22 protein-coding genes are annotated in these 23,598 nt (G+C 52.4%); 17 read left to right on the top strand and 5 right to left on the bottom strand.

Features of this window, described 5'->3' with window-relative positions; genetic code table 11:
- Positions 1-37 precede the first annotated feature (37 nt).
- On the bottom strand, positions 38-1,624 hold the full coding sequence (locus BM317_RS26030; protein WP_170842376.1) for a DUF1302 domain-containing protein: 1,587 nt from the start codon (positions 1,622-1,624) through the stop codon (positions 38-40).
- A gap of 976 nt (positions 1,625-2,600) precedes the next feature.
- Between BM317_RS26030 and BM317_RS30450 the strand changes: the two genes are divergently transcribed.
- The 17 genes from BM317_RS30450 to BM317_RS25950 all read left to right on the top strand — a co-directional run bounded on the left by BM317_RS30450 (position 2,601) and on the right by BM317_RS25950 (position 18,323).
- Positions 2,601-3,191, top strand: coding sequence for a hypothetical protein (locus BM317_RS30450; protein WP_139197935.1), 591 nt, complete (start codon positions 2,601-2,603; stop codon positions 3,189-3,191).
- A 49-nt stretch (positions 3,192-3,240) separates the two neighbouring features.
- A complete protein-coding gene (locus BM317_RS26025; protein ID WP_092174261.1) occupies positions 3,241-4,914 on the top strand; it encodes an FAD-binding oxidoreductase in 1,674 nt (557 codons plus the stop codon).
- Positions 4,911-5,249, top strand: coding sequence for a c-type cytochrome (locus tag BM317_RS26020; protein ID WP_092174264.1), 339 nt, complete (start codon positions 4,911-4,913; stop codon positions 5,247-5,249). The genes BM317_RS26025 and BM317_RS26020 overlap by 4 nt, the downstream gene beginning before the upstream one ends.
- A complete protein-coding gene (gene azu, locus BM317_RS26015) occupies positions 5,246-5,713 on the top strand; it encodes an azurin (RefSeq protein WP_092174267.1) in 468 nt (155 codons plus the stop codon). The genes BM317_RS26020 and azu overlap by 4 nt, the downstream gene beginning before the upstream one ends.
- Positions 5,714-5,724: 11 nt before the next feature.
- Positions 5,725-5,910, top strand: a complete 186-nt coding sequence (locus tag BM317_RS26010) for a hypothetical protein (RefSeq protein WP_092174270.1) — start codon at positions 5,725-5,727, stop codon at positions 5,908-5,910.
- A gap of 73 nt (positions 5,911-5,983) precedes the next feature.
- Positions 5,984-6,787 (top strand): alpha/beta fold hydrolase, encoded by an 804-nt coding sequence (locus tag BM317_RS26005; protein WP_092174273.1) that lies wholly within the window; start codon positions 5,984-5,986, stop codon positions 6,785-6,787.
- Between the two features lie 100 nt (positions 6,788-6,887).
- Positions 6,888-7,949, top strand: a complete 1,062-nt coding sequence (locus BM317_RS26000; RefSeq protein WP_092174276.1) for a maleylacetate reductase — start codon at positions 6,888-6,890, stop codon at positions 7,947-7,949.
- A 36-nt stretch (positions 7,950-7,985) separates the two neighbouring features.
- Complete coding sequence (locus BM317_RS25995) at positions 7,986-8,942, top strand: VOC family protein (protein WP_092476811.1); 957 nt, start codon at positions 7,986-7,988, stop codon at positions 8,940-8,942.
- An 8-nt stretch (positions 8,943-8,950) separates the two neighbouring features.
- Positions 8,951-9,613 carry an alpha/beta hydrolase gene (locus BM317_RS25990; protein WP_092174283.1) on the top strand — a complete coding sequence of 221 codons (663 nt, stop codon included), beginning with the start codon at positions 8,951-8,953 and terminating at the stop codon, positions 9,611-9,613.
- A gap of 28 nt (positions 9,614-9,641) precedes the next feature.
- Positions 9,642-10,553, top strand: coding sequence for an NAD(P)-dependent oxidoreductase (locus BM317_RS25985; RefSeq protein WP_092476809.1), 912 nt, complete (start codon positions 9,642-9,644; stop codon positions 10,551-10,553).
- Between the two features lie 16 nt (positions 10,554-10,569).
- Positions 10,570-10,956, top strand: a complete 387-nt coding sequence (locus BM317_RS25980) for a carboxymuconolactone decarboxylase family protein (protein ID WP_092174293.1) — start codon at positions 10,570-10,572, stop codon at positions 10,954-10,956.
- Between the two features lie 51 nt (positions 10,957-11,007).
- Complete coding sequence (locus BM317_RS25975) at positions 11,008-11,811, top strand: N-acyl homoserine lactonase family protein (protein ID WP_092174297.1); 804 nt, start codon at positions 11,008-11,010, stop codon at positions 11,809-11,811.
- A 102-nt stretch (positions 11,812-11,913) separates the two neighbouring features.
- Positions 11,914-14,682: a winged helix-turn-helix domain-containing protein gene (locus BM317_RS25970; protein WP_092174302.1), complete on the top strand. Its 2,769-nt coding sequence runs from the start codon at positions 11,914-11,916 to the stop codon at positions 14,680-14,682.
- A 125-nt stretch (positions 14,683-14,807) separates the two neighbouring features.
- Positions 14,808-16,394: a phytoene desaturase family protein gene (locus BM317_RS25965; RefSeq protein ID WP_092174306.1), complete on the top strand. Its 1,587-nt coding sequence runs from the start codon at positions 14,808-14,810 to the stop codon at positions 16,392-16,394.
- Positions 16,395-16,398: 4 nt separating this feature from the next.
- Positions 16,399-16,602, top strand: a complete 204-nt coding sequence (locus BM317_RS25960; protein WP_092174310.1) for a hypothetical protein — start codon at positions 16,399-16,401, stop codon at positions 16,600-16,602.
- Positions 16,603-16,614: 12 nt separating this feature from the next.
- The gene (locus tag BM317_RS25955; RefSeq protein ID WP_092174313.1) at positions 16,615-16,992 is read left to right on the top strand and encodes a nuclear transport factor 2 family protein; all 378 of its coding nucleotides are present in this window, start codon (positions 16,615-16,617) and stop codon (positions 16,990-16,992) included.
- Between the two features lie 35 nt (positions 16,993-17,027).
- Positions 17,028-18,323, top strand: a complete 1,296-nt coding sequence (locus BM317_RS25950; RefSeq protein WP_092174317.1) for an FAD-dependent oxidoreductase — start codon at positions 17,028-17,030, stop codon at positions 18,321-18,323.
- A gap of 336 nt (positions 18,324-18,659) precedes the next feature.
- Here BM317_RS25950 and BM317_RS25945 read toward each other — a convergent pair whose 3' ends face one another.
- From BM317_RS25945 to BM317_RS25930, 4 genes are all read right to left on the bottom strand, one after another.
- Positions 18,660-20,300, bottom strand: a complete 1,641-nt coding sequence (locus BM317_RS25945; RefSeq protein WP_092170119.1) for a GMC family oxidoreductase — start codon at positions 20,298-20,300, stop codon at positions 18,660-18,662.
- Positions 20,301-20,308: 8 nt separating this feature from the next.
- Positions 20,309-21,415: a serine hydrolase domain-containing protein gene (locus BM317_RS25940; protein WP_170842327.1), complete on the bottom strand. Its 1,107-nt coding sequence runs from the start codon at positions 21,413-21,415 to the stop codon at positions 20,309-20,311.
- A gap of 87 nt (positions 21,416-21,502) precedes the next feature.
- Positions 21,503-22,258 carry an SDR family NAD(P)-dependent oxidoreductase gene (locus tag BM317_RS25935; protein WP_092170128.1) on the bottom strand — a complete coding sequence of 252 codons (756 nt, stop codon included), beginning with the start codon at positions 22,256-22,258 and terminating at the stop codon, positions 21,503-21,505.
- On the bottom strand, positions 22,255-23,589 hold the full coding sequence (locus tag BM317_RS25930) for an MBL fold metallo-hydrolase (protein WP_170842328.1): 1,335 nt from the start codon (positions 23,587-23,589) through the stop codon (positions 22,255-22,257). Before BM317_RS25930 ends, BM317_RS25935 begins: the two co-directional genes overlap by 4 nt.
- Between the last annotated feature and the right edge of the window lie 9 nt (positions 23,590-23,598).

The raw sequence follows: 23,598 nt of genomic DNA, 5'->3' as shown, positions 1-23,598 counted from the left end.
GCAGAATTAAAATCAAACGCTGATTACAGATACACGATTAGAATGTGTGAGTCAGCGATGCCATGACAAAATCTCGTCCACGGTAGTAGTTATTATCTTCGCTACCAAAGAAGTGAGTCACATTCAGACCCAGCTTCCAATCCTGCTGATAGGTGCCAACCACACCAACGTTCACGTCACCACCGTGGTCAGAGCCGTAGTTATTAAACGCCACTGAAATGGGAGACTCGCCTTTAAAGTTGTACCCCAGCCCGAGAGGCACGTCGATATCCAAACCTGGAAAGACTTGATAGTAATTAAGGGTAGCCACGCCTCGAACGCCATACGAGGTATCATCCAGACTACTATCAAACTCCGCTTTATTTTTTGTAATGCTTGTCAGGTGGTGACCTGCGAGTTCACCTGCGAGAGAGTATCCATCCCAAAAAACACCCGCGTTACCTACATAAATAGCATTGATTTGCGCATGTACAGTATCCCCCAGAACTTGGGGATCCAGAACATCACCGCTGGCGCGTAACGATGCATCTTTTCGGTAGGAAATCTCACCACCAATATTCAACTGTCCGACCGTAGTGTTCGCACTGATGCCGTAGAGCTTGACCCGCTCTTGATACCGCAAAGAGTAAGTACCGATTGAGCCATTTGTGGGATCAAAGCCACCGGAGGGACTAATTACAACTTGAGGGGTTTTTTCGTTGTATTCAATCGCATAGAGACCGAGATCAAGATTCAGTGATTCTGGACGCCACCGTAGAGACACACCGAACTGAGGTGCATCTGGCTCTTTGTCGCTGCCGCGATAGAAAAATGCGCCAGGTCCCGCGATGATACGCTCCCCGCCCTCATCGAGAATGTCCACAGAGGATAAGAAACTGCCAGCCGGTGGTATCCGGGATTTTTCCCACTGGAATTGATAGAAACCTTCGATCGTCCAACCGCCATCGAACATTGCGCTCGCTGATATCTGTTTGGTCGGTAGAAAAAGCTCTTGCGCCTTGGTGTTAGGGACGCTAAGTGCTTTATAGACATCGACAGGAGCCATGGCTGCAGCAATTCCATTGTCGGTGAAAAACAAGCTCTCTCCCCACAGAAGCGTGTGCTGCCCCAATCGAACACTTACCGGAACGTCAAAAGGCGTGAACTGACCAGAAACGAAAGCATTCATCAACTCAACTTTATTACCCGCCCACTTGCGCGTTTGATCTGTGAAATCATTATTTGAAACCGAGGAAGGGTTAAAGGTACCTGGTGAGTCGTTGTCATTGCGGTGGTTGTATACGTCATCGTACCAAGCCGCGGCACTGAGACTCAGACCGAAATTTTTATAGCGCGCATTCAACTCTGTAAGCCAGTCGAAACGGTTCATCATCAACGAGCCACGATCAAAGTTGTGTTCAGGATCATCAGCGTTGACGCTTTTGAGATTGGTATCACTTGGATTGCTGATTCGCGATCCAAGCGAGTACTTAATGGTATTATCCCAGTTGCCCTTGATGTCACCGTACTCGAATTCAACCGCCATAGCTGTGGTGCTAGATGCCAACAGAACACCACCCAATAATGCAGAAAGCGTTAGAGGTGGTTCAAGCGCGAGGCTAGCAGGCAGAGTCATTTTCTTCATTATTTTTATTCTCCGGTTGTGGTGCATGTCTACACAAAGTGCCCGAGTTGGATTCCCCTAAGAAGTTGTTACAAGTGGATCAGGCACGGATCCATAGCGTCCAAATTAGAGATGCCCCACCGTAGGAGCACCTATCCAAAGATAGAAGAGATAGGCTCCCCCTCCCTGCCACCCCCGTGCGGTTTAAAAGCATCAGCCCCCCCCGCAATGACCGCATACTGACGATGGGCGTCATCATCGGATGACGCTACCGGCAATCATCTCCTACGCACTCTTCCTGATTTGATCACCCTGAAAAGCAGCGCCCGAGGACAGCTTCCTTGGATGCCATAGTTGCTTGAACTTCATTACGACCGAACAGAGCGTGACCACGCCGTGATACACGGCCACAGCCTCACACTTGGCGGAGTTGATTTTCCCGAGCCTGGTTCGAGCTTACGTTCTCAATGCACCAGCTTGAAATAACAGTTGGCTCAGTGGAATCAATGCCCCACGCATCAGCAAGCGCCTGTAGCGATACATTGTCACTCCCAGAAACCATGGGTGCTGAAGCGATTTACCCAACAAACCGGAATGTCGCGATTCAGCTTCGGGTGACTTTTCACCAAGCGTACCGGACAGACCCCAATCGAATATTTTATTGAACGCAGGATGGCAAGTGGCCGCTGAACTCGTTCTCCAGCGTCACCAGAGCGTTCACGGATAACGGAGGCCGTCGGATACAAACCCGAGCGAGCCTTTAGAGAATTTTTCATTCGCCATTTTGGAATGCCACCGTGCGACTACAGAAAACACCACGCAGAGACTCCACAGAAAACATAGCGACTATCTTTGGGTAGGTGTTGCCCTAACACGCTTTGCGTAAATATTCCGATGAAAGTGATCCAGGACGGATCCCGATAACCACAAAATCATCGGAGCTCGCCGCAATGCTAGAGTCTTTCTTCGATTCCCGCCATGCGTTGGACAGAATCCAATGAACCGGCGCAGTGTACTTAAGGCTGGCCTGGCCTCCAGCCTGCTTCCGCTAATAGGCTTCAACGGTATCGCTAAAGCTCTCGATTTCGAATCGAAAGTCAAATTGACGGCCATCGTTTCCGATACTCGCTTTGCAGCCAGTAACTCTTTTGGCTCGCATGCCAAAACACTGGGTGTACCTCTCCTCGTCAGCAATGGAGATATAACAAAGGTTTGGCTAAAGCATCTTGATCCTATATGGAAGCAAGGTAGTGCCTTTGTCATGGGCTTAACCACCCAAGAACAGCTTTTCTGCCTTGAGCGCCTGGCTTGGGATCGTGGCATGAAAGTTCTAATGCGCATAGAACACAACGCTGTAGGTGAGGGACGAATAGCGCACTCGATCATAGCTCCACCACGTCTGATAGAAAAAACCACACTGGCAGTCCAGAACGAACATTTTTGGCCCACTGATCTGGGAGTTCTTCTAAGTTCCTGCTCGTCTTCGCTGCTTAGCGGCAGTTGCTTCAGTCGACAGGTGATGAGCAAGGGCTGCCTCAATGAGCAACTCGTGACCTGGGTAATAGCCCCATCAACTCGATCCGCCTGAAACCGCCCCGACCGGTCAGACATTCATAACTATAAATAGGAGAGTTCCAATGCTGCCTCCTGGCATCGATTCCGCGACTTTTCAAAAGGCAATAAGCGCTTTCGAGAACGTGGTCGGCAAAGAATGGGTCTTCACCAGCGAAGATGATCTGAAACTCTATCGCGACGCCTACTCGCCCTACCTGGGCGAGCCTGAAGAGCGCGTCGCTTCAGCTGCCGTAGCTCCGGACTCTTCTGAACAGGTACAAGAAATTGCGCGGATCGCTAATAAGTACGGCATTCCGTTGTACACAATTTCTACCGGCAAGAACCTTGGCTATGGAGGCTCCGCCCCCACCTATAGCGGCAGCGTGGTGTTAGACCTCAAGCGTATGAATCGCATCATTGAGGTCAACGAGAAACAGGCTTACTGCATCGTCGAGCCTGGTGTCAGCTACTTCGACATGTACCGCTATCTGCAAGAGAAGAAAAGCGCGCTGTGGATTGACGTACCAGACCCAGGCTGGGGAAGTATGGTGGGGAATGCTATGGATCGCGGTGCCGGTTATACCGCCTCCCAATTCCGCAATCATTTCGATGCTCACTGCGGAATGGAAGTGGTACTGGCCAGCGGCGAGATTATGCGTACTGGAATGGGCGCAATGCCAAGCTCTAAAACCTGGGGAATGTATAAGACCGGCTTCGGCCCAGCAATCGACGGCATCTTTAGCCAGTCAAATTTTGGCATTGTAACGAAGATGGGTTTTTGGCTTATGCCAGAGCCTGAAGCGTTCCTAAAAGGTCGCGTCCACCTCTCGCGGTATGAAGATCTGATTCCTCTGGTCCAATTGATGACAGAGCTGGAAAACTCTAAAATCTTCACTGGCTACCCCGACATTAATAGCCCAGCCATGGGTACGCCGAGTCTAGCGGGCCTGCACGAATTTCTCGCACATGGCCCTAAGGAACTAGACCCAGAATTCATGGCCCTCATTGGGCGCGGAGCTAAACCAAAAGAGTACGAGGCATACGCAAGCAAAAAGGGAATCCCTTTTTGGAGCTGCGCACTGACGTTCTATGGCCCGGAAAAAGTCATTCGAGCCCAATGGGAATATGCACAGGAACGTTTCAGCAAAGCCATACCTGGGGTGAAATTTGAAGAACGCGAGTTCTACAATCTTCCACTTTCGCCTGAGCAAGCAGAGAAAGTTGAATACCCCGCCCAATTCGGTATCCCCAATCTACGCACATTCGCAATCGGCGCGCGTTCGACTTGGAATTCAGCTCCACCAAGCCATGGGCATGCCTGGTTCTCTCCGGTTATTCCTCGTGATGGCGCGGAGATTCTCAAGATCAATGAAGTCATCGGAGCAGAGGCTCGTCGACTCGGCATTCCGCTGATATTCGCGATGATCGTACCTGTTCCATCATGGGAGCGAAGTTTCACGTTCATCATCCCTCTGTTCATCAGCGATGATCCTGCACAGAACAAGAGGAGCCGCGACGCATTCAGGCATCTCATCAGAGTGGCTGCCGATCATGGCTGGGGGGAGTATCGAACCGCCCCTACGTTCCAGGCCGATGTAATGGATACCTATTCGTTTGGCGATCATGCTCTGTTGCGCTTTCACGAGTCGATCAAGGACGCCATTGACCCTAAAGGAATCTTGTCACCAGGCCGATATGGCATCTGGCCGAAGCACCTTCGAGATAAGCATCGCTACAAAGGAGGCGACTCAGTATGAAGCGCTCAATCATTATGACCTTTTTGGCGGTAGCCGCCTTCAATAGCTTCGCTGCCGATAATAATCCGGATCTTGGAAAGCAGGTGTATCAAAAATGGTGCGCTCCGTGCCACGCCCCCGGTGATCTATATCCAGGCACTCTGGCTTTAAGAGCCAAGTACAAGGGAGCACTTCCCGATGCGTTGGAACACCGCACAGATCTTAATCCCGAGATGATCAAGTACTTCGTCCGGAACGGGGTCACCATCATGCCTTTCTTCCGCAAGACTGAGATTTCCGACACGGAGCTGAGTGCGATTACGAAATTTCTTACCAAACAGCCAACCAAACCATGATCAGTAGAGGATGCATTAAGTTAGATCGGCTTTTACTCGCTGCTCTATTCGCAGTGGCTTCACCAGCATTCGCTCAGAAATGTGAAGTCACCATTGTTTCCACCGATCAAATGACATACTTGCAAGATCATATTTCCGTGAGCCGAAGTTGCAAACAGTTCACCGTGACGCTTCAGCACACGGGACGAATGCCTGCCGCAGCAATGGGGCATAACTGGGTGCTGAGCAAAACCAGTGATGTTCACGGTATCGCCACCGACGGAATCACTGCCGGTAGTGCAAATAGTTTCCTGAAGACTGGGGACAGCCGAATCATAGCTCACACTCGATTAATAGGCGGAGGTGAAAGCGCCGATGTCATCTTCAACGTTAGCGAGCTATCGCCTGACGAAAGCTACACTTTTTTCTGCTCCTTCCCGGGCCACTCGGTCTTGATGAAGGGCCAGTTAAAACTGATCGACTGACATGGAGAAAAATGATCTTCCAGCTTGCCGTGATAGACGACCCGATAGACCTACGACACGCGCCTGAAACTGGCGATCTCCTGATTGAGTTCGAGCATAGTCATCGCGCGGCCGCCAACAAGCGCTTTCAAGTGCGCTTCAAGCTGGTGGCTTTCAACCAAGTCTCCAATGCCCTTAACCGCCCTTCCTATCCATAGATAGGTGCAGGGCAGTACCACCGACAGCAATCTCGCATTATCCAAATATCACAATCATAGAAAGAAGGTATTTATGAGCATGCTTCCTACGGGGGATTCTCGTGTCGATTTTTCAAGCTGGAATCGTCAGTATTATCAAATCAATGGCGCCGTGGTTGCAGTCCATAGCGCCGGCGAAGGTACGCCTGTTGTTTATCTCCATGGTGGTGGAACCTGGCACGGACTGGGTTTCACCTCTGGTCTGACGGATCGCTTCAAAGTCTACCTGCCTCACCATCCAGGTTTTGGCTTATCCGAAGACAACTCCCAGGTCGACTCTATTGCAGATTGCGTCGAGCACTACGAAAGCGTTTTCGACACACTCGAGCTCCAACGCGTCCATCTGGTTGGTAGCTCGTTAGGTGGCCGTATCGCTGCCGAGTTCACTGCCCGATATCCACATCGAGTGAGCAAACTTGTACTTGCTGCACCCGCCGGCCTTGCCGTTCCCGAACACCCTCTGCCCGATCTGTCGAAAGTTTCGCCTCAGGACTTCCCTTCATATCTCGTGAACGATATGCAAGTCCTTCTCCCCTTCCTTCCGCACGGGCCGGACGAAGAATTTATGAACATGCGGGTCAGAGAAGGTAGTGCGGTCATGCGCCTTTTAGGTCAGACGGGCCTGGACAACCCGAATATGCCAGAGCTTTTGAAACGTATCTCCGCTCCGACCTTGATTCTTTGGGGTCGCTTAGACCGAATGCTTCCAGTTGGCCAAGCCGAGCATTGGAAAAACAATATTGCCGGCGCCAAGGTCAAGGTATTCGAAAACATCGGCCATCTTCCACTTGATGAGTCGGCAGAAGCACGCCAGGCCGTATTGGATTTTCTGGACTGAGGAGGCCGCGAGACCAGCCTGCGCACTATCTTTCGGCAGGTGCCCCCGGCCTCGGCAATAACAAAACTCATCTGAAACTGCCCAACGACCAGGAGCTTCAATGCAACCTTTTGTCTACAACGCCCTTCCTAGCCGAGTGATTTTCGGCTCGGGCACGATCACGCAGCTGGCTGACGAAATCAGGGCTCTGGGTGCGTCCCGAGCGCTTGTATTAACGACCAAGCAGCAAAAGAGCGATGGGGAGCGTCTTTGTGAGCAGTTAGGAGACCTGGCCGTCGGTCTTTATGCAAACGCGACCATGCATACGCCGATCGAGGTGACGAAAGACGCTCTGAAGTTCGTTGCCAGCAACAATGCTGATTGCGTCGTGGCATTGGGCGGTGGTTCAACCATCGGTCTTGGTAAAGCCATTGCACTCAATACAGATCTACCGCAGATAGTCATTCCTACGACCTATGCCGGTTCCGAAGCGACACCGATTATTGGCCAAACAGAGAATGGGCTGAAGACCACACAGCGCACGTTGAAAGTGCTGCCGGAGGTTGTTCTTTACGACGTTGATCTGACAATCACCCTGGCGCCGGAAATCAGTATTACAAGTGGGCTCAATGCAATTGCCCACGCAGTGGAAGCGTTGTACTCCAAAGATGCCAACCCCCTCATCACGCAACTTGCCGAACAAGGTATTGCTGCCTTGGCGAGCGCCCTCCCCCGGATCCATAAAAACCCTGGAGACCTCGACGCTCGTTCCGACGCGCTGTTCGGAGCCTGGGCGTGCGGTGTCTGCTTGGGTGCGGTGGGAATGTCGATCCATCACAAACTCTGCCATACGTTGGGTGGCAGCTTCAATCTGCCTCACGCCGAAACACACAGCATCGTCCTTCCGCATGCGACGGCGTACAACGCAGCCGCCGCCCCCGATGCCATGGCTCGTATTTGTCGCGCGTTGGGAGGCGTCAGTAGTGATGCTGCTGGAGGCCTCTATGACTTGGCATCCAGCCTCGGCGCACCTACTCGGCTCGAACAAATAGGTCTGCGCGAGCAAGACCTACCGCGCGCCGTGGAAATTGCCTGTTCCTCTCCGTACTGGAATCCACGGCCGATTGAGGCACAAGGCATTAAGCATCTGCTCGATAACGCATTTTTCGGCCGCCGCCCTTGATTGGCACTTGTTGAATGACAGCCTTTGGAGAACATCATGGAACTCAACCCGCATATCCTTCGCCATCACCACATCACCCTCAATGTGGGTGGTGCACAAGAAGACTACGATTTTCATACCAAAGTACTTGGATTGAAAAGCATCAAAAAAACAGGTCTGTATGATGGTTCCGAGCCGATTTACCACTTTTACTACGGTAACGACATTGGGGAAGAAAGCACGCTGATCACCTGCTTTCCAATGCGGCAGTCGGGACGAAAAGCACGCCGGGGAAGCGGCCAAGTTAAGACTTTGGCGCTCTCGGTACCAGAGTCTTCGCTGTCGTTTTGGGCTCGTCACTTGAGCAGTCACGGATTCACACCTGTTTTTCTGGAAAGATTTGGCGAGCGCCTGCTGCACTTCAGCCACCCGTGTGGAATCGAGTACGAACTTGTAGGCATCAACGACGATAATCGTAAGCCCTACTCCAATGGTGTCGTTCCGTCTGAGTTCGGTATCCGCGGCACTCACGGTATTACGGTATCGGTACGCGACATGGAAAACTCTGCCGAATTTATGCATTACGGCTGGACAGGCAAGCTACTCACAAGAGATGGTGCTTTCGTTCGCTACCAAGTAGGCAATGGTGGTTCGGGCACGATTATTGACTTCCAACTGGAGCCAAACTTGCCCCAAGGTTCGTGGGCCTATGGCGAAGGTACCGTGCACCACTGCGCGTTTGAAGTAACCGACCTTGATGTGCAACGTAACGTGAAACTCCACCTGGAAGGTATGGGTTACACCGACGTGTCAGAGCGCAAAGATCGCGGCTACTTCGACTCGGTCTATGTCCGAACCCCAGGTGGAGCACTGTTCGAAGCGACGGTCTCCAAGCCTGAAGGATTTTTGGTGGACGAACCCTTCGAAGACCTCGGCAAAACAATCCAGATCCCTCCTCAACTGGGCGCTCGCGCTCAAGAGATCGCCGCATACCTTGAGCCACTTAAGTTCTGAGGTGGCTCATGACCAACAACCCACATCTATCAATGCCAGTGCACTTCCTCGGGCCTTCGCCCAAGAAAGTCGGCGTGGCCACCATATTGATACACGGTCGCAATCAACAACCCTCAGACATGTTCGCTATGGCCGAGCGCATTGGCTTAGATGACATGCCGTACATCGCCTTGGAAGCGGCCGACAAAACCTGGTACCCCAATCGATTTATGGCCCCCGTTGCGGACAATAGTCCTTGGCTTGATTTCGCCCTCGACAGCATTACTTCCGTCCTGACCACCCTGGAGAAGATGTCGATCAAGCGAGAAAAAATTGTCCTCCTGGGGTTTTCTCAAGGTGCGTGCCTGGCGTGTGAATATGTTTATCGACATGCAAGCGCATACGGCGGGCTGGTCTCGTTGACCGGGGGGCTCATCGGCCCTGAAGGAATGACGTGGTCAACCGCTGCCGACTTGTCAGGCACTCCTGTTTTGATGAGCAACGGCGACCAAGATGAATGGGTTCCATTGCAACGTACAGTCGAGACTTCAGCGGTATTCAAAGAGATGCGGGCCAGCAACGTTCAACTGAACGTATTTCCCGATCGACCCCATTTGGTATCGGATGAAGAGATCGATTCGGTACGCTCACTGCTGCAACGCTTACTTGCGCCCCAAAAAATTAATGCCTGAATGGCACATGGCGGGAGACCATATTTAGATGGCAATTCCAACACTCGGATTCATTGGCCTGGGTACCATGGGTGAGCCAATGGCTCGTCGCTTGGTTCAGGCTGGCTTCGCACTGACGGTGTTCGATCTCAACGAAGCTGCCGTCGAACGCCTGCAAACACTTGGCGCCACACGCGCAGCCGATCCCAAGACAGTTGCAGATAACGCGCAAATAGTCTTCGCCAGTTTGCCCACTCCGGACATTGTCCAAAAGGTAGCGATTGGCGAGGGTGGCGTGATCCAGGGAGCGCAAGTCCGTGTCTTCATTGATCTGTCGACCACAGGTCCCCGTACGGCCAAAACAGTTGCAAATGCTCTGTTAGCGAAAAATGTAGTGGCCGTTGATTGCCCCGTCAGCGGCGGAGCAGCGGGGGCCGAGAAAGGCACGCTCGCCTTGATGGTGGCGTGCCCTGATGCCACCTATGAGGAGCTCTTCCCTATTCTGAAGAACATTGGGAAACCGCTGTTCTGTGGTGAGGCACCAGGGCTTGGCCAGACCATGAAACTGGTGAATAACCTGGTTTCCGTTACGGCATTGGCGGTCTCCTGTGAAGCGCTGGTCATGGGTGTGAAAGCAGGGCTGGATCCTCAAGTCATGCTCGATGTATTCAACGCTGGCAGCGCGCGCAACAGTGCTACCGCAGACAAGCTGCCTCGCGCGGTACTACCTCGTACATTCGATTTCGGATTCACCACAGCGCTGTCTCTGAAGGATACCCGTCTCTGCCTCGATGAGGCTGAGGCTATGGGCGTTCCCATGCCGGTAGGCAGTAGCGTTCGCCAAGTGCTCAACATGACCCGCGCAGCCTTCGGCGATGACGCTGACTTCACTCGCATCACCTGCTTGATGGAGCAATGGGCAGGCATCGAACTACCTACCCGCCCACTTAATGCCAACTGAAAAATAGGATCTCGAAATGAGCAAAGAGCTCTTTGATAAAGGATTTGCCAACCGTAAGGCCGTGCTGGGTGCTGCGCATGTCGAAAAGTCCTGGTCTGCGGCTGATGATTTCAATCGTCCAATGCAGGAACTCGTCACGGAGTATTGCTGGGGTGCTATTTGGGGGGATGACACCCTCTCCTTCAAAACACGCAGCATCGTCAATCTCTCCGCTCTGACTGCCATGAACCAGCATCACGAACTAGGTGTGCATGTCAAAGGCGCGCTCACTAATGGCGTCACCAAGGAAGAGATCCGTGCGGTACTGATGCAGGCCGCTATTTACTGCGGGGTACCTGCTGCCCTGGCCGCATTCCGAGTTGCCAGCGAGGCGATAAAAGCGTGGGAAGCCGAGCATGCCTGATCTTCAGCCGCCGACCTTTGGTCGGCGGCCCGAACGCAATTTGGAGGCTCCATGAACGCACTGCCCGACTACGAGGTATTCGCGATTCGATATGCCTGCGTTAATCGCCTCCGTCGAGACAACTTCATCGACAGTCACGACGCGCATGACATACCGATGCCGATGGACTATTTCGTCTGGCTAATCCGTAGTGATGAACACGTTTTCCTGGTCGACACCGGCTTCAATCAATCAGCAGCAGACGCTCGTGGTCGCAAGCTCCTTCGCTGCCCTATTCGCGCGCTTGAAGCACTAGGAGTAACGCCAGCCGATATCAATGAGGTGATTATCACCCACATGCATTACGACCATGCAGGGAACGTGGATCTACTCCCCCATGCTCGCTTCCACCTGCAAGAGTCTGAAATGCGCTTCGCCACCGGAAGGTACATGCTGTATCAACCACTGCGTCAGTCCTTCAACGTCGAAGATGTCGTCAATCTGGTCCGAGGCGTGTATCAGCAACGTGTAGTTTTCCACGAGGGTGATGTGCAGTTAGCCCCAGGTGTAGAGCTCATTCATGTCGGTGGCCATACACTTGGATTACAGGCTGTGCGAGTGCACACAGCACGAGGTTGGGTCGTGCTCGCATCTGACGCAAGCCACTATTACGCAAATATGGAAGACGACTCGCCCTTCCCTGTTGTTTTAGATGTTGGGGCAATGCTCGATGGCTATCGAAAGCTGCGTTCGCTAGCCTGCTCCGCGGATCACATAGTCCCCGGCCATGATCCACGCGTACGAGAAATCTACCCGTTTCACGACGACCCAATGAACGACATCGTTGCTCTACATCTATCCCCCGAAGACACGTAGACAAGGGGCTATCAATAAGAGATTAGAGATGCATCGCCCCTCTGTAGGGGCTCAATAGTAACAAGAGGCCGAAAAATCGGCCCTAGCCGCGGAGACTGCCCCATGCGTAGTCATACCAATAGCATGTTCCAAACCCTGCATGCCCCCCTGCAGTTATCGCTGATAGCCTCAAAACTGTGTCCGATCACTGCCTGTGTTAATCTGGTTCCGTTTCCGCGCTTGCTCAAGCGCATGATGGCCTCGTCCAATACTCCGTTAACACTCGTTCAAGCTCCCCCTGGATATGGCAAAACTGGACTATTGAAGCAGCATTACCAACAGTTGAAGCGAGACGGCGCCAAGACTGCCTGGCTCTCGCTTGAAGACGGAGATGGAGACTTAGCCACGTTCAGTGCCTACCTCAAAGCAGCCCTGGAGCTTGTTGACCAACCGATCCCCGTAAACGGGCTGCTTACCAGGGTTGGAGAGACCAGTCTAGGCAAATCACTCACGGCCCTCTTAGAGCTTCTGCAAGGTGATCAGACGCCGATTTATCTATTCATCGATGATGTTCACCATCTTGCAGGTAGTGACGCGGTTCGCTGCCTTTCCATGCTGACGGAACGAGCACCACCACATCTGCACTTTATCCTCAGCTTCAGAGGTGAGCCTTGTCTATCTGTAGCCAGGCAGCGAATGCAAGGATTGGTTTCAGATATAAATGTGCGAGATCTGCGCTTAAATCATGAGGAAGCCGTCTCTCTCCTTCGCTTTCTAAGGGTGGAATCTCTTCCTGAAGAGCAATTAAGTCAGCTTGAGATCCGTCTTGAAGGATGGGCCGGCGGCTTGGTTTTAGCCGCACTTTTGCTGCGGCACGATCCTGATCAAGTGTATAACTTGGCCAATTTTTCTGGTGAGAGACGTCAGTTTTCAGAGTTCTTTCTGCAAGACGTACTGTTCCGTCAACCGCAGGAAATTCGCGACTTTCTGCTGCACACGTCTATCTTGGAGCGTCTCGATGCGGACGTTTGCAATGCGCTCACTGGACAACAGGATAGCCAAGCCATGCTCCGCGAATGCGAGAGTCGAGGGCTGTTCCTAATGGCAATGGACGAGGAGCAAAAAAGCTACCGATACCATCCACTTTTTGCAGAGTTCCTGAGGCGAGAACTTCGTCAGATAAACGAGAAGCACATGCTTCAGCTTCACATGTTGGCCAGTGAATGGTTGATTCAGGCCGGAGATTACGTGGGTGCCTTCAATCAAGCGATAGCTACAAAAGACTATCTCCGCTCAGCTGAAATTATGGATACCTACAACGTCGAAATCTTCTCGTCTAACGTTCATGCGTGGGCGCTCGTGGACATGTTGCCTGAGGAAGTTGCAATGCGATTTCCCGCCATTATCCTTAACCAAATTTGGCAGTTGGAGGTTCGTTGGCAATTTGAAATCTGCAAGACGCTGCTCGAAAAGGCTCAAGTACGCCTTAATCAGATCGAACGAGACAATCTTCTTCCCAAAAATCGCATTCAGACTCTTCGTTATGAATGGCTCCACCGAGAGCTGATGCTCGGTATGCTCGGCGACAACCCCTCCGCCGTCCAGGCGCAAGCCCAGTACCTACAGCAAAATTACCAAGACGCTCCCCCCTTAGTGAAAGGCAGTTTCTACACTGCAGAACTATATGCGCTTCGTGAGCACTATCAGCTCGATGAAGTGGAGCGTTTGAATACCATATGCATGGAAAACTTCAAGCGCTTACCCAGCGAAGCGGCACAAGTCTTCCACAATGCAGTTTTAGCACCCGCAAGGCTCGTTGCAGGTCGCACCCATGCAGCTATTCAGTCACTCAGCTCAGCCTTGCGCTCTGCAATAAAAATCACAGGCCATGGCTCACCTTTGGCGGCAATGATTGCGGTTCATTTGGCTAAAGTGCACTACGAGCGGGACGAACTGCAGCAAGCTCGTACGCTGCTTGAGCAGTACCTCCAGCATGCGAGTTACCTTGGTTTCGTCGATCAGGCAATTGCTGGTTGGCTGACGCGTGCACGCATAGCCATGATTGATGGTGACAAGGCTAACGCCTTTCAAATGCTAGATGAAGCAGATGTGTTCGCCAACGAGCATGGCTTCGAACGACTCCGCCTTTTCAGCATGGCCGAGCGAATAAAATGGTTACTGCGCCAAGGTGAAGTAGACGAGGTCATTCGTCTTGGTCGGAAAAACAAACTACGAGGGCCAGTAAGCGATGTAACTCCTCATCGAAATGTGAGTACTCGCGATGAGGCGCGTGCCCTTTGTTGGGTAAGGGTCGCTCAAGCCGAAGACCGGCTTGTCGAAGCTCTCAACCTGGCGAAGCTGTGGAATCGTCATCTTGAAGCAGCCAACGCAGTTCGTAGCGCGCTTCGCTGGAATGTCATCATCGCGCATCTATCACTGCTTACCGGTGATGAGCGAGCTGCGCAACGTGCTCTGCGTAGAGCATTGTTCCAGGCAGCACCTTGTGGATTCATTCGCGTGTTCCTGGATGAAGGTGAATGGCTAGTGCGGTTACTACGCGATCAACTGCGGGCGGCAACACTCGAGGGGGAACCAGCGGACGCATTCGCAAGCAACCTATTGGAAAGAGTGGATGGTAGTGTTCCCGCCACTCCCACGCCAAAAGCAGCGCCCCATGAGCAAGGCAGCGCCATTTTCGGCGCTCTAAACAGCAGAGAATTAGATATTTTGAAGATGGTCAGCATTGGCATGCTGAATCGGGAGATAGGTATCAAACTCGGAATGACCGAAGGCTCCATCAAGTGGTACCTCCAGCAGATCTACGACAAGATCGGCATTCGCCGGCGTTCTCAAGCTGCGGAGAGGGCTCGCCAACTTGGCATCCTCCGATAACTAGAGCTGCAAGCTCTGCCTTGCGGCTCTACTCTCACTTTACGCTATCCATGGATAGGTGCTTGGTCTGATTGCTTGTCGCATCGTGAAGTCATTCGATTCGATAAAAACAAGAGGAACCAAACATGTCCATGGCTTACGATGTGGTAGCCATTGGCTCCGGCCATAACGGCTTGGTAGCCGCTGCGTATCTAGCAGCAGCCGGCAGAAAAGTTCTGGTACTTGAGCGTAACGCCTGGTTTGGTGGCGGCGTTGTCACGCGCGAACTCACGGTTCAAGGGTTCAAGCATGACCAGCACAGCGTTGGTCATATCTTCATCCAGGCGAACCCGCTAATACGCAACGATGAGTTGGGTCTCATCAGTAAGTATGGACTGAAGTACATCTACCCCGAGGTACCTCTAATCTCAGTGTTCGATGATGGAACGACTCTGAGCCTCTACCGTGATCGCCAACGCAATTACCAGGAGCTTGCAAAATTCTCCCAGAGAGACGCTGAGGCATACCTGAAATTCTCTGAGATCGCCGCTCACTATCTGCCTATGCTGATCGGCACACTCTACTCAGCACCAGTTCCAATGGGTGCTCAGTTCGCCATGATGGATCAAAGCCCAGAAGGTCGAGAGATGTTTGCCACCATGATGAAGAGCAGTTGGGAAATCATTACCGACTGGTTTGAACATGAAAAAACGCGCCTGCACTTCGCGCGCATGGTTGGCGAAAACCTTGCTAGTCCGGAGGAGCTTGGCTCCGGTATTAGCTTGTTCATGTTCCTTGGCTTTATGGAAAAATACGGAATTGGTATTCCAGTCGGAGGCAGCGGTGCACTCACCGCTGCATTGATTCGTTGCATCGAAGATCATGGCGGCGAGGTCATTTCCGAAGTAGACGTCTCGATAATTGAGACCAAAGCTGGCCGGGCTTCGGCTGTGCTAACGCATGACGGTAGACGCTTCGAAGCTAAAGATGCAGTCATTGGAGGTATCCACCCACACCTCCTACGCGGGTATTTGCATGAGGCCGGCGTAGCGCCTCATGTTTTTGAACGAGCAGAACGAACGACTACTTCGCCTTGTGCCTGCATCACTATCCATGCATCACTGCAAGAAAAACTCCAGTTCAAAGCTGGGAACCATGTCGACAAAGCAGCCTTTATCGAACTGCTGCCGGTCAGTATTGCTCGCTTCCGTCGCTCATTTGATGATGTTCGATATGGCGAGCTGCCAAAAGATCCGCTTCTTGCCCTCGCATCCCCGACAAACATTGACCCCAGTCGCGCTCCGATGGGCAAAGCCACCATGCACGCTTGGGCTTACGTTCCATTCGAAGTTGACGGTCGCCCTGCTGCGTATTGGGACGAGATCAAGGAAGCCTATGCCGACAGACTGCTGGAGCGCATGTCACCCTACTTCCATAACTTGAGCAGCAATCTGATCATTGGCCGCCATGTCGACACACCTCTCGATATGCAGCGCACATCTCCAAGCTTCCAGCGTGGCGACCTTCATGGGATCGCAGGACACCAGCACCAATTCGGTGCTCACCGACCAACTCCAGATCTTGGCCGAAACACTGTTCCAGGCGTCGACCGGCTGTATCTGGTAGGCCCATTCCAACACCCGGGCGGCGGTGTTTTCGGTGCCGGCCGCGCTGCCGCAATGCGTGTATTCGACGACCTAAAAATGAACTTCAGCCAATTTAATAAGGCGTAATGCAATGAGACTTTATTCCCCCGACGGTAGCGAACTGATGAAAATCGATGCCTTAGAGCGCGATGGAAATCGACTGATTCTGAAGGGAACCGCGTTTGGAGCAATGCCGATATCTGCACAGCTGCGCCCCGAGGAGCTGCGCGGCGGCTTCCGACTTCTAAGCGCAAAACTCACCCTGTTCCTGATCAGCATGCTGCTAAGACGATGAGGTGCGAGCTCCATGCAAACCTCTTCGAATCGCTTAATCGCACTTGAATATCTGACGCTCATTGAAGCCGGCGACCTAACGAATGCCTTGGAACTGGTCAGCGATGATGCCGTGATTTGGTTACCGAACACTGGCGAGATAGACAAGGCCACCTTCGCGAACTTCCTAGGCTCTGTATTGCCGGCTATTCGCTCAATGAAATTTACCATTCGCGGCATAACCGAAGACGGAGAGCGTATTGCTGTCGAGGTAGATGGACGAGCTGAGTTGAACAACGAGCGCATCTACAACAATCGCTATCACTTCCTGTTCATCGTTCGGAATGGGCTGTTGCAGAAACTGAAAGAGTTCACCGATACCGCTCCCGCAATAGAAGCTTTCAAACCCTGATCCAAGTACTCGAAAAACAACAAGAGGAATACGCGATGACTGCAGGTAAACGCATCATCATTATTGGGGCCGGGCCTGCTGGCCTTGTTACTGCATTTGGTTTGGCTCAACGAGGGGCGCAAGTCACCGTCATTGACCGCGAACCACAAGTGGTTGACTCACCTAGAGCGATGGTTTACCTGCCTTCGACAGTCAAAGCCCTGGATAGAATTGGACTACTCGAAGCGGCCAAAAAACTCGGGCCGGAAAGTTACGACTATCAATGCTACTTTGCCCAGTCTGGCAACGTGGGACGAATGGATCATCGCCTTGTAGAAGACCTTACGCCTTATCATTACGTCCTGCATTTTGGTCAGGATGTGCTTGCCAAAATGATACTCCGACGACTCGTTACTTTTCCTGGTAGTCAGGTGCTCTGGAACACAACGCTGGACAGTATTGAGCAGCATGATGATTGTGTGGTTGCAAACATCAGTGATAGCAGTGGTAAGCATCAGCTCGAAGCAGATTGGCTGATCGGTGCTGATGGGGCACGTAGTACGGTGCGCAAACTGATAGGTGCAAGCTTTGACGGCTTTACCTGGCCAGACACATTCATGGCCACTAACATATTCTTCGACTTCAGCAAGCATGGATATGCTGCCTCCAACATGGTTTCTGACCCGGTAAATTGGGCAGTTATCGCACGGGTGAACAACGATAATCTGTGGCGCGTAGCCTACGGTGAAGACAGCAGTTCAAGTGATGAAGAACGCATGGCTCGAGTCGATCAGCGGCTGCGCCATTGGCTACCGAAAGGGGCTGAGTACCGTTTGGAACGAGCCAACTCTTATCGAGTGCACCAACGAGCGGCCTCAACATTCCGTGCAGGACGGGTACTGCTTGCCGGCGATGCTGCGCATGCTACCAACCCTATCGGCGGCATGGGCTTCACCTCGGGCATTCAGGATGCCATAACGCTCATTGATACTTTTGAGAAGCTATTCAAAGGGCAGGCAGGTGACGATGTGCTTGATTGGTATGCCTATGAGCGCCGCCGTATTTTCCTCGAAGTTGCTAATCCAACCGCCATTGAATTCAAGCGTAGAACCCAAGAGGCCGATCCTGAAAAACGTGCCGAAGATGAGCGTAACTTCCTTGGCATGACTGGCAACCATGAAATTCTACGCGGTGCACTGATGTCGGTCTTCGGCTTGGAAAGTCGTCCATATCAATCTGATTGGCGAGAGGCTGTGATTAAGCAGGATCAAGAGCGAAGTGAAGCCGAAAAGCAGAAAGCTTTAGTCGGTGGCACAACCAGTACGTTGAGCCACACCAGTGAGATTGAGTAATCACTCAGAGTTGAGCCGGCTCATTGCGTAACACGTCAAGGAACTGAAAATCCCGGCCACACTGCCGGGATTTTCATTGTGCACTCGCTAGAAATTCATACAGTGAATCACTCGACTATAGTTTGAAACGCTAGGCAGCGCTGTCGCGCTACCTCGGTGCGGGGCCGTACTCATAGATAGCAATTGGGCCGAAAACCAGGCAATGGGCTGTTGGACACAAGTAGTAGCCCTTCGCAGGGCTCTACACAGCGATCGGAAATACCTTCAGGATGCTGCTAGCAGGTCAACACAAGATCAGCACAGGAGCACCATGAGCAGTGCTCCTGGACAATTGGCTTATTTGGCGTACGGCACATCAATGGGGGCGGGAGCCCGCTTACCCAGAATCATGTCAGCAGCTTTCTCTGCAATCATAACCACAGCCGCGTTTGTATTACCGGCGATCAGTGTCGGGAATACCGATGCATCGACTACTCGTAGCCCACGAATTCCACGCACCTTGAGTTGAGGATCCACCACAGTCGTTGCTGGATCACTACCCATTCTGCAGGTGCATCCAGGATGGTGAACAGTCACAGTAGTTCGGCGGATGTAATCGTCCCACTCGCTCTCGTGCTGGACATTCATGCCAGGCAAAATCTCCCGGGCTTGATAGCGAGAAAATGCAGCATGATCGAGAATTTGACGCGCTAGCTTCAGACCATGACGTACAACTCCAAGATCGTCTTCATCAGCGTAAAAATTCGGATCGATCAGTGGCTTGGACGACGGATTGCTGTCGGCTAACGTCACTCGACCATAACTCTTCGGGCGAGCTGCAATTGATAATACGCCATAACCATGTCCTATGGGCAGCAAGGTCGGCTTTGGCCCACGATGCGCCGGCATGAAAACGAGTTGCAAGTCAGGGCGGTCTAAATCTGGCGTGGTACGCAGGAAACCCGTTGCTTCAAAAACGTTGCCTCCGATCGGACCACGACGCCAGAGTAAGTACTCAGCAACGTTGCCGATATTACGCAACATCGAGCGTGCCGAAACACCGTATGAGGTGTAGTCCTTGTCGGTATACATCTGCACAGCAGCGCTTGGGTGATCGCGCAGCCCTACCCCTACGCTGGGTAAATGATGCTGCAAAGCAATGCCATGTCGCTGTATCTCCTTGGCATCACCGACCCCAGAACGTAAAAGCACCGCAGGCGAGCCATATGCTCCGGCAGATAGAATCACTTCCAAACGAGCACGAATGCTGCATTGTTCGCCTTTGAGCAGAAAACTCACTCCTGTGGCCTGGCCATTATCGAGCAACACTTTGTCGACTAACGCATCTGTAATGACAGTGAGGTTTTTCCGATCAAGCGCTGGACGTAAAAAAGCCGTCGACATTGATTCACGGCGGCCTTTTCGTATCGTAGCCTGGCGTAGCCCAAGCCCCTCAGGATCGGCGGCGTTGAAGTCCTCACATTTGGGCAGGCCCATATCGCTGCTGGCGTCTAAAAAGCTATGCACAAGCTTGTTTGGACGAGGTGGGCTGGAAACACGCATTTCTCCTTTGTTGCCATGGTAAGGGGATTCCGCAAACGAAGGGTTATCCTCGGAGCGTATGAAGTATGGAAGTACCTCCCTATAGCTCCATCCTGTGGCACCTTCGTTGTTTGCCCAATCGTCAAAATCCGCAGGGTGCCCACGGAAATAGACCATGCCGTTGACTGAACTTGATCCCCCCAAGACCTTACCGCGTGGAATCGGGAACGGACGAGATCCCAGGCCAAGCTGAGGTGTACTTTCGTAACCCCAGCTAAATTGCGGTTTGCTCAAGGCTGCTGCCACCCCAGTTGGAATCGTCAGCACCCAATGATCGTCTTTGGGGCCTGCCTCAATGAGCGCCACGGTGATGCGGCCGTCCGCTGATAAACGATTGGCTAGAACGCAACCAGCCGACCCACCACCTACGATCACATAGTCGAAAATATCGTTCATAGGTCAGCTCACACCACCGCACAAACGGCAAGATCGGACAATCGCTGGAAGCGCTGAATATTGGCAGCCTGAGTCATGACACCGGCGGTGAGGCAGGAGAAAACCAGGTCTAGGGTCGGATCAATCCAGAACATAGTCGTACCTGCGCCGTAGTTACCGAATGTCTCTGTCGAGGTGAGGGTACCAAACTGGTGATGCACGATTTTTTCACCGCGTACGCTAAATCCAAGTCCAATGTACGCAGGCGGCGGAGTAAACCATCCCGCGCGCAGTGCAACCGCTCGATACAGCTCGTTGTAGAGATCGCCCGTGTGATTGCGTCGTGCCACCTCAATCATTCGAGCAGAAAGAATACGAGCCCCGTCAAGTTCACCACCACGGCAAAGCATTTCTGCAAACCGCCAGATGTCTCGTGTAGTCGATACGGCCCCTACGTGTGGCGCCTCACATACCTCTTCCTCAAACAGACTGAAGGGCCCAGGCTGAGTCCGTCCAAGGCACTTGATCGGAATGACGCCCCGCATGTCAGGCACGACCTTGCGCGCTCGCAAATCTGAACGCACTCCCATGTGGGTGTCATGCATACCAAGCGGTTCAAAAAGATCCTCGCGAATCAAATCACTGAAGCTGCGTTCTTCTGGGTCTGTACGACGCAACATTTCGCCAATCAAAACTTGATTGGCTACAGGTGAATAATCACAGCGCTCTCCAGGCGGAACGCTTCCATGTACGTTCTCGCAAACTGCTTGCACAAGTTCATCAAGACGATCCTGGTACATATCTACTTTAGGGATCCATACGCCTGGCATGCCGGTGGTATGGGTAAGCAGATGGAACAAGGTTACCTGCTCACGTGGTACACCTTTGAACTCAGGAATAATGTCAACAACACGAGTCGTTAGCGCTAACCGTCCGAGCTCTACCGAGCGTAACGCCAACACGTTTGTGAGGGCTTTGGTCAGAGAGAAAATGCTAAAGACAGAGTTCACAGACAGGGGCATAGTCTGATCTGCGTCGGCACTTCCAATCGCAGTATCCAGACCAACCTTTCCCCCCAATGAAACTCGAATCACAGCGCCATGATAGTCACCTCTAGCAATGTCACGCTCAATCACTGCACGGAGCTCCTGAAGGCGCTCCTCATTAAAATGCCGCCCTACATTACTTGCACCCATGTGCACCTCAAATAATCTAAATGGCCGTTAGCCTGCTGCCACGATGCCGCCGTCAACACAAAAGACGGAACCATGTACAAATGCGGCGCCTGGACTAAGAAGAAATGCAATCGCCTGAGCGATGTCTGCGTCCTCACCCAATCGACGCAAAGGAATCTTGGCAGCTCGCTTGGCGTATTCCTCCTGAGAGACATGTGCGACGGCTCCAGGCGTTGGTACGGAACCTGGAGAAATGGCATTCACTCGCACACCGCGAGGACCAAGTTCAGCGGCCATCGAACGAGTTAATGCGTGCACTGCGCCTTTAACGGCGGTGTAGGCAGAAGCATTCGCGAACCCACGATGGGAAACTGGCGAGGCATAATTAATGATCATGCCGCCCTGCTTGGCATCCATGTTTGCGAGGAGAGCTTGAGCACCCCAGAACACTGTTTTCAGGCCAGCGCCTACCATCAGGTCGATTGTCTGCTCGTCGACGGATTCAATCGGTGCATAACGAAGGATTGAAGCATTGTTGAGTACGGCGTTGAGTGTTCCTACTTCAGCAGAAAACTCCGAAGCAACCCGAAGAAATTCACTACGAGAGGCCAAGTCGGCTACATAGCCATACGCCTTCCCACCAGCCTCTCGAATTTTTTTCACCGTCTCTTCGCATCCGGCTGCATCAATATCAGCGACACCGATGGTCGCACCGAGGCTAGCCATATATTGCGCCGTGGAATGCCCTAACCCCCTTCCCGCGCCGGAAATGAAGATATTGAAACGAGAGAAGTCGTGAGTCATGACTGCCCATCCATGAGATTGACCATAACGTAGTGGCTATCCATGTATTCCCGAATCACTTTGATACGGCCATCGCAGATGACAAATGCCCACGCATACCGGTTGTTGTAAGGGCGCCCATCACGCAACTTTCCAACTCCTCGGGTTTCACACATCACCTTGTCACCACTGGAGACAACGCTGTCGACGAGCACCTTCGGGTCACCATCAGTGAAGAGGCCACGAACTGGAGCAAGGAACGCTTCACAAATCGCCTTTCCGGTGTGTGTTCCGGCACCTGGGACATTTTCAATCATCGGTGTCCAAGTTGTATCGGCATCAATGAAAGCACCGAGTTTTACAAGATCACCCGTGCTCAACGTCGTGAAGAAATCGATCACCAATTGTTCATTCGCGTTGGTAGCCTTAGTCAAGTTCAGTCCCCCTCTTTCGGTTATTTTTATATCGTTAACTTTCCCTTCAAAACGCCATGCCGATTGGTCACTAAGAACATGGCCAGCGGTGGGCTCGGGGAAATGACTACCGATCACCAATGCATCACTGTCTTGGTAACGAGCCAGGAAAGTACGACGGGTACAACAGGCTTGAGCCTTGTCATGATCGAACGCGCAATGTTTATCAGGAATCGCCATCTGAACCGGGTGGTGCATGATGTCACCGGTGATTACCGCGACTTGTCCTTGAGATTCGATATGTACACTCACATGCCCTGGGGTGTGCCCGGGAGTGGGAAGCAGACGGACTTGCGCACAAACCTCGAAATCCGTATCAATAAGGTCTGCCAAACCGAATTCCATGATTGGCAGCAGACAGTCAGGAACGTGCCCGGCATGATGCCAATCTCCCGACTCAGCAAGACCGAGCATATATTCCCACTCCACCTGCCCAAACAGGTACCGAGCATTCGGGAATGTCGGAATCCATTTGCCATTAACCAATCGGGTATTCCAACCAACATGGTCGTAGTGAAGATGGGTGCAAAGAACAGTATCAATACTTTCTGGCGGATAACCTGCGCTGCGCAGATCCTCCAAGAAAGGGTTATGCATGTCGTTGAAAATATCAAAGTAACGCTTACGATCGTTGCCGATACATGTATCGACCATGATTCGGCGATCCGGTGTTTCGATGATAAAACACTGCCAAGCGACGAGCATCTGGCCATCAGAATCAAGGAAGTGAGGCTTGAGCCAGTCGAGGTGAGGAGCAATGAGCGCATCATCATCCTCGGGAAACATTAGGGAAACGGGAGAAACGACGGGCGCGGTTTCAACAATGCGGGTGATGAGTACGTCACCTACCTGCCAACAGCGGAATTTTTGAGCTGCCATGGCTAGATC

This window comes from Pseudomonas sp. NFACC24-1 (genome assembly GCF_900115235.1).
Classification (GTDB): Bacteria; Pseudomonadota; Gammaproteobacteria; order Pseudomonadales; family Pseudomonadaceae; genus Aquipseudomonas; species Aquipseudomonas fluorescens_AA.
This window is presented reverse-complemented; position numbering and strand designations above follow the sequence as displayed.